The sequence below is a fragment of the Klebsiella sp. 28 genome (assembly GCF_018223905.1).
Lineage (GTDB): Bacteria > Pseudomonadota > Gammaproteobacteria > Enterobacterales > Enterobacteriaceae > Klebsiella > Klebsiella pneumoniae.
The window spans coordinates 1-6,508 of sequence record NZ_JAGRQY010000165.1; the positions used below are offsets into that span (position 1 = coordinate 1).

The 6,508-nt window shown below is 60.9% G+C and carries 7 protein-coding genes and 1 pseudogene; 5 read left to right on the forward strand and 3 right to left on the reverse strand.

Annotation, left to right across the window (positions count from 1 at the left end; genetic code table 11):
- The coding region (locus KHQ28_RS23665) for an AAA family ATPase (protein ID WP_211777699.1) at positions 1–817 on the reverse strand (817 nt) is incomplete at its 3' end.
- A gap of 86 nt (positions 818–903) precedes the next feature.
- Positions 904–1,164, reverse strand: coding sequence for a hypothetical protein (locus tag KHQ28_RS23670; protein ID WP_004176262.1), 261 nt, complete (start codon positions 1,162–1,164; stop codon positions 904–906).
- A gap of 297 nt (positions 1,165–1,461) precedes the next feature.
- On the opposite strand from KHQ28_RS23670, the pseudogene blaSHV reads away from it, so the two are divergent.
- A pseudogene (blaSHV, locus tag KHQ28_RS23675) lies at positions 1,462–2,293 on the forward strand (SHV/LEN/OKP family class A beta-lactamase).
- A 20-nt stretch (positions 2,294–2,313) separates the two neighbouring features.
- On the opposite strand, the gene KHQ28_RS23680 reads toward blaSHV, so the two are convergent.
- Positions 2,314–3,075, reverse strand: a complete 762-nt coding sequence (locus KHQ28_RS23680) for a DeoR/GlpR family DNA-binding transcription regulator (protein ID WP_002210513.1) — start codon at positions 3,073–3,075, stop codon at positions 2,314–2,316.
- Between the two features lie 260 nt (positions 3,076–3,335).
- On the opposite strand from KHQ28_RS23680, the gene ltnD reads away from it, so the two are divergent.
- The 4 genes from ltnD to KHQ28_RS23700 all read left to right on the forward strand — a co-directional run.
- Positions 3,336–4,238, forward strand: coding sequence for an L-threonate dehydrogenase (ltnD, locus tag KHQ28_RS23685; RefSeq protein WP_002903955.1), 903 nt, complete (start codon positions 3,336–3,338; stop codon positions 4,236–4,238).
- Positions 4,239–4,249: 11 nt separating this feature from the next.
- On the forward strand, positions 4,250–5,515 hold the full coding sequence (otnK, locus tag KHQ28_RS23690; protein WP_004224682.1) for a 3-oxo-tetronate kinase: 1,266 nt from the start codon (positions 4,250–4,252) through the stop codon (positions 5,513–5,515).
- Entirely contained in the window at positions 5,508–6,128 is a 621-nt protein-coding gene (locus KHQ28_RS23695; RefSeq protein ID WP_002210516.1) for an aldolase, read from the forward strand. The genes otnK and KHQ28_RS23695 overlap by 8 nt, the downstream gene beginning before the upstream one ends.
- Positions 6,129–6,132: 4 nt before the next feature.
- A partial coding sequence (locus KHQ28_RS23700) for a TIM barrel protein (RefSeq protein ID WP_049205589.1) occupies positions 6,133–6,508 on the forward strand: 376 nt, incomplete at its 3' end.

Sequence of the window (6,508 nt, forward strand, 5' to 3'; positions counted from 1 at the left end):
CCGCCGCCAGCAGCGGGCGGCGGATCCCTTCGCGACGCATTTTCAGAGCGAAACGCGAGTGCTCGTTTTCACAATAAAACTGGCAGCCGGGAAAGGCGTCGGCAAGGATTTCATGCAAAATCTCCTCCGCGCCGATCTCGACAATGGTCTGAAAGGCGGCGGCGAGATTCTGGCCATCGCTGTCGAGGACTGGCGAACGGTAACCCACGGCCGGCTGACGCAGCGGCGAATGACGGCCAATCGCGAATTCATGATAAAACCGCCAACGGCGCAGGGTCTCCCGCACTCGCGACACTTCGGGAAAACGGTGCGGCTCGCCAAGCTGACCGAACACCGACTCATTTTCATAAATACTCTCGGTGAAAGTACTTTTCTCCCCGGTGACATCGACGAGAAACGCCGCCTGATTCTTGCGCTGCAGTACGCGGGAGGAAGGCCGGCGGGAGTAGCCGGCCAGCCAGATATTCTCTTCTTTAACGATAGGATCGAGCATGAATTGCGTCGGATAGGGCAATTTTTCAGGGAAGCCTATCTGCAGCTCATAATCGAAGCTGTCGGTCCGGCAGGCGATTTGCAGCCGGCGGGGGTGACGATCGAGGGGCGAACGCTCCCCGGACCACATCATATTCTCCAGACCGCCCTCTTCGCTGATAAACCCCGAAAGCCTGCCCTCAGCGGCAGCGGTCAGCAGGTGGATGGCGTTATAAATATTGGATTTACCGCAGCCGTTAGGGCCGAAGACAATGTTCAGCGGCCCGAGCTCCAGCGCGATATCCTTCACTGAGCGAAAATTTTGAATACGAATGTACTGAATCATTATGCGTCCGGCCCTGGAAATAGAAGGCTGCCACAGTAGCACAGCGGCGCCCGGCACACCCTCTTACGCCCCCTTTCGGGCAGGGTTTAACAGAACATTTTTTTCATTCCACGGGTCAGGGCGACCCGCGTCAGCTTATCGCTATCCTGATGGGCGTCGCTGAAAACGCCAAAAAAATAGCGCTCATCGTCAATGGTTTGGCTAACAATTCGGTAGCTCAACGGTTGCCCGGATAGCGCACCGTACTGCGCAGGCGTCACCGAGACCTCGGTCGCGTCATCGGCGACGCTGACCAACAGCCCGTCCGCCTTACCGCCCACCAGCATGACCTTAATTATCGGGTGCACCAGTTCCTCCCGGGATGGCATATAGCGTTGGCGAACCGCAGGGACCGGCGGGCGTGATGATCGGCAAACAGCGACGCCCGACAGAGTGCGGTATTTAGTACTTTCTTATAGTTCATCACGGCCTTGAGTCAAAAAATAGCGTGCTAAGGCAGGGCTAGATATTGATTATTCGAAATAAAAGATGACAAATGATGAAGGAAAAAAGAGGAATTGTGAATCAGCAAAACGCCGGGTTATTCTTATTTGTCGCTTCTTTACTCGCCTTTATCGGCCCTCACTCAAGGATGTATTGTGGTTATGCGTTATATTCGCCTGTGTATTATCTCCCTGTTAGCCACCCTGCCGCTGGCGGTACACGCCAGCCCGCAGCCGCTTGAGCAAATTAAACTAAGCGAAAGCCAGCTGTCGGGCCGCGTAGGCATGATAGAAATGGATCTGGCCAGCGGCCGCACGCTGACCGCCTGGCGCGCCGATGAACGCTTTCCCATGATGAGCACCTTTAAAGTAGTGCTCTGCGGCGCAGTGCTGGCGCGGGTGGATGCCGGTGACGAACAGCTGGAGCGAAAGATCCACTATCGCCAGCAGGATCTGGTGGACTACTCGCCGGTCAGCGAAAAACATCTTGCCGACGGCATGACGGTCGGCGAACTCTGCGCCGCCGCCATTACCATGAGCGATAACAGCGCCGCCAATCTGCTGCTGGCCACCGTCGGCGGCCCCGCAGGATTGACTNNCCCGCCTTGACCGCTGGGAAACGGAACTGAATGAGGCGCTTCCCGGCGACGCCCGCGACACCACTACCCCGGCCAGCATGGCCGCGACCCTGCGCAAGCTGCTGACCAGCCAGCGTCTGAGCGCCCGTTCGCAACGGCAGCTGCTGCAGTGGATGGTGGACGATCGAGTCGCCGGACCGTTGATCCGCTCCGTGCTGCCGGCGGGCTGGTTTATCGCCGATAAGACCGGAGCTGGCGAACGGGGTGCGCGCGGGATTGTCGCCCTGCTTGGCCCGAATAACAAAGCAGAGCGCATCGTGGTGATTTATCTGCGGGATACCCCGGCGAGCATGGCCGAGCGAAATCAGCAAATCGCCGGGATCGGCGCGGCGCTGATCGAGCACTGGCAACGCTAACCCGGCGGTGGCCGCGCGCGTTATCCGGCCCGCAGCACCTCGCAGGCGTGCCGGGCGATATGACTGGCGGCGGCATCGGAGAGATGCCGGTCGGTAATGATGGTGGTGAACCGGGTCAAAGGTAACGCCATGAACGTGGCCACCTGATTGTATTTCGAACTGTCGCACAGCAGGATGCTTCTCGCGCTGACCTGGCTGACGGTCTCCTTGACGGTAACCTTGTTCTCATCAGGGGTGAATATCCCGCGACTGTCCCAGCCGCTGGCGGAGATAAAGGCCGTATCGATAGCCAGGTGGCGTAACGTACGCGCCGCCGATTCGCCCACGCAGGAGCGGTTCTCCCGGCACAGAGTGCCGCCGGTGTGGATCACGCCGCACTGGCTGGCATCGATCAGCAGCTGGGTTATCTCAAAATCATTGGTGACCACCTGGAGATCGTTCCGGTCGAGGATCGCCCGCGCCAGCGCCAGGGTGGTAGTCCCGGCATCCAGATAGATGCAACTGTTTTTGGCGATATGACTCGCCGCCAGCGCGCCGATCGCTTGTTTCTCCTCACTCTGCAGCGTGCTTTTCACCAGATGACTGGGTTCCGCGGCCAGCCGGCTGACGGCGCGTACGCCGCCCGAGACGCTGACCAGCAGCCCCTGCTCCTCCAGTTTACTAACGTCCCGACGGATGGTCATATGGGACACGCCGAGGATCTCCGTCAGCTCGTTAATGCTTACCGCCCCGCGCTGCTCCACCAGGGCTAAAATACGCTGATGTCGTTCTATTGGAATCACCGCTCTCCCCTTACCATTTTTTCACACCAGGCGTCACCACCCAGGCTACGGCCCTGGCGACACCCTCTGTTGTTATCGCGCTTTGCCGCTGTTTTTAGGCTATTTTAGGGCAAGAATCGCCGTTGTGCAGCCTCTTTCCGCCTGTGAATTTTTTATATTCATGTGGGTTATTCGTGATAACTCTCACATAAATTCACATGATAACGCTTTATTCTATCATTAAATCACATTAATTAACTAATGTTCACAAGGAGACCAGCATGGCTGCACACACTAACGTCTGCGTGATTGGACTGGGTTCAATGGGCATGGGCGCCGCCCGCGCCTGCCTGCAGGCGGGCCTGAACACCTGGGGCGTTGACATCAATCCCGACAACTGTCGCGCACTGCTGGCGGCGGGCGCCAAAGGCGCGGGCCCCAGCGCGGTGCCGTTCGCCGCAGAACTGGATGCAGTTGTGCTGCTGGTGGTCAATGCCGCCCAGGTGCGGGGGATCCTGTTCGGCGAGAGCGGCCTCGCCGCCCATCTGAAGCCGGGCACCGTCGTGATGGTGTCGTCCACCATCGCCTCCGCCGATGCTCAGGCCATTGCCGAGGCGCTGGCGGAGTACCAGCTATTGATGCTCGACGCGCCGGTATCGGGCGGCGCCGTGAAAGCGGCCGCCGGCGACATGACGGTGATGGCCTCCGGGAGCGATGCCGCCTTTGCCCGCCTCGCGCCGGTGCTGGACGCCGTGGCCGGCAAAGTCTACCGCATCGGGAGCGACATTGGTCTTGGCTCGACGGTAAAAATTATCCATCAGCTGCTGGCCGGGGTGCACATCGCCGTTGCCGCCGAAGCGATGGCGCTTGCCGCCCGCGCCGGGATCCCACTGGAGACGATGTATGACGTGGTCACCCACGCGGCGGGTAATTCCTGGATGTTTGAGAATCGCATGCAGCACGTCCTGGATGGCGATTACTCGCCAAAATCCGCTGTCGATATTTTTGTCAAAGATCTCGGGCTGGTGAATGACACTGCCCGGGCGCTGACCTTCCCGCTGCCGCTCGCTACCACCGCGCTGAATATGTTCACCTCCGCCAGTAATGCCGGATTCGGTCGGGAAGATGACAGCGCGGTGATCAAGATTTTCAACGGCATCACCCTGCCGGGCCATAAACAGTGAGGAGAGACAACATGCAGCTTGGTGTCATTGCCGATGACTTCACCGGCGCCACGGATATTGCCAGCTTCCTCGTGCGCAACGGCATGCCGACGGTGCAACTGAATGGCGTGCCGACCCGCGATCTTCCGCTGACCAGCGAGGCGGTGGTCATCAGCCTGAAAACCCGCTCCTGCCCGGCGGAAATGGCCGTCAGCCAGTCGCTGGCGGCCCTGCGCTGGCTGCAGGCCCAGGGCTGTCAGCAGTTTTATTTCAAGTACTGTTCCACTTTCGACAGCACCGCGCAGGGCAACATTGGCCCGGTGCTGGATGCCCTGCTGGCCGAGCTGGGTGAGACGCGGACGGTGATTTCCCCGGCGCTGCCGGTTAACGGCCGCACGGTCTATCAGGGATACCTGTTCGTCGGCGAGCAACTGCTGAATGAGTCCGGGATGCGCCACCATCCGGTGACGCCGATGGAGGATGCGCACCTGGGCCGCTTAATTGAGCGCCAGGGGCGCGGAAAAGCCGCGCTGATTGCCTGGCCGATTGTCGCCCGGGGGCCGGAGGCGGTCGCCGCCGCGCTGGCGGCAGTCAACGATCCGGCGGTGCGCTATGTGGTGCTCGACGCCCTCAGCGAACAGGATCTGCTCACCCAGGGCGTGGCGCTGCGGGAGATGAAGCTGGTCTCCGGCGGTTCCGGCCTCGCCATCGGCCTCGCCCGCGACTGGGCGCAGCGCCATGGCGCCCGGGGTGAAAGCGCTCAGGCCGGCATGCCGCTGGTCGGCCCGGCGGTGGTGCTCTCGGGCTCCTGCTCGGTGATGACCAACAGCCAGGTGGCGGCCTATCGTCAACAGGCCCCCGCCCGCGCCGTCGACTTAAGCGCCTGCTTTACCGATCTGGAGAGCTACGTCAGGACGCTGACTGACTGGGTGGACGCGCAGCGCGATGCGCCGCTGGCGCCGATGATCTATGCCACCACCGAGCCGCAAACGCTGCAGCGGATCCAGGCGCAGTATGGCGACAAGGCCAGCAGCGAACGGGTGGAACAGCTGTTTGCCGCCCTTGCCGCCGCCCTGAAGGCGAAAGGATTTACCCGCTTTATTGTGGCCGGAGGGGAAACGTCGAGCATTGTGGCGCAGACCCTGGGGGTTGAGGCGTTCCATATTGGGCCGACCATCTCCCCTGGCGTGCCCTGGGTGCGTGACACCCGCCAGCCGCTCTCCCTGGCGCTGAAGTCAGGTAACTTCGGCGATATCCAGTTCTTTGCCCGTGCCCAGCAGGAGTTTCGTCATGACTGAGCAACAACTGCGAGAGGAAATGGTACAGATTGGCGCCTCGTTGTTTAGCCGCGGCTATGCCACCGGCTCCGCTGGCAATCTGTCGCTGCTGCTGCCGGACGGCAACCTGCTGGCGACGCCGACCGGCGCCTGCCTCGGCGAACTGCAGGCTCAGCGGTTGTCGGTGGTGACGCTGCAAGGGGAATGGATCTCCGGCGATAAACCATCGAAAGAGGTCACTTTTCACCGGGCGGTCTATTTGCACAACCCGGCCTGCAAGGCGATCGTCCACTTGCACAGCCACTATCTGACCGCGCTCTCCTGCCTGCAGGGGCTCGATCCGCACAACTGTATCCGCCCCTTTACCCCCTATGTGGTGATGCGCGTCGGCGACGTCCCGGTGGTTCCCTACTACCGGCCGGGCGATGACCGTATTGCCCAGGCGCTGGCCGGGCTGGCGCCCCGCTATAACGCCTTTTTACTGGCCAACCACGGACCGGTGGTCACTGGCTCATCGCTGCGCGAAGCCACCAACAATACCGAGGAACTGGAAGAGACCGCACGGCTGATATTTACCCTCGGCAACCGCGAGATCCGCTACCTGACCGCTGACGAAGTAAAAGAACTGAGATAAAACCATGCCAAAATTCGCTGCAAATTTATCCATGCTGTTTACCGAACTGCCGTTCCTGGAACGCTTTGCCGCCGCTGCCCGGGCGGGATTTGAAGCCGTTGAGTTTCTGTTTCCCTATGAGTATGCCGCCGGGGAAATCAGACAGCGCCTGCAGGAGAACCAGCTGCAGCTGGTGCTGTTCAATACCCCACCCGGCGACGTCAACGCCGGAGAATGGGGGCTCGCCGCCATCCCCGGGAGAAGCGCGGAGGCCCGACGCGATATTGAGCTGGCGCTGGAGTATGCCTGCCAGCTCGGTTGCCCGCAGGTGCATATCATGGCCGGCGTGGTGCCGCCGGGAGCGGATCGCGCAGCCTGCGAGGCCGTGCTTATCGATAATC

What these genes read in the sequence shown, in the direction of transcription:
- KHQ28_RS23695 (WP_002210516.1), top strand. Translation starts at nt 5,508, where the DNA reads ATGACTGAGCAACAACTGCGAGAGGAAATGGTACAGATTGGCGCCTCG.
- otnK (WP_004224682.1), top strand. Translation starts at nt 4,250, where the DNA reads ATGCAGCTTGGTGTCATTGCCGATGACTTCACCGGCGCCACGGATATT.
- ltnD (WP_002903955.1), top strand. Translation starts at nt 3,336, where the DNA reads ATGGCTGCACACACTAACGTCTGCGTGATTGGACTGGGTTCAATGGGC.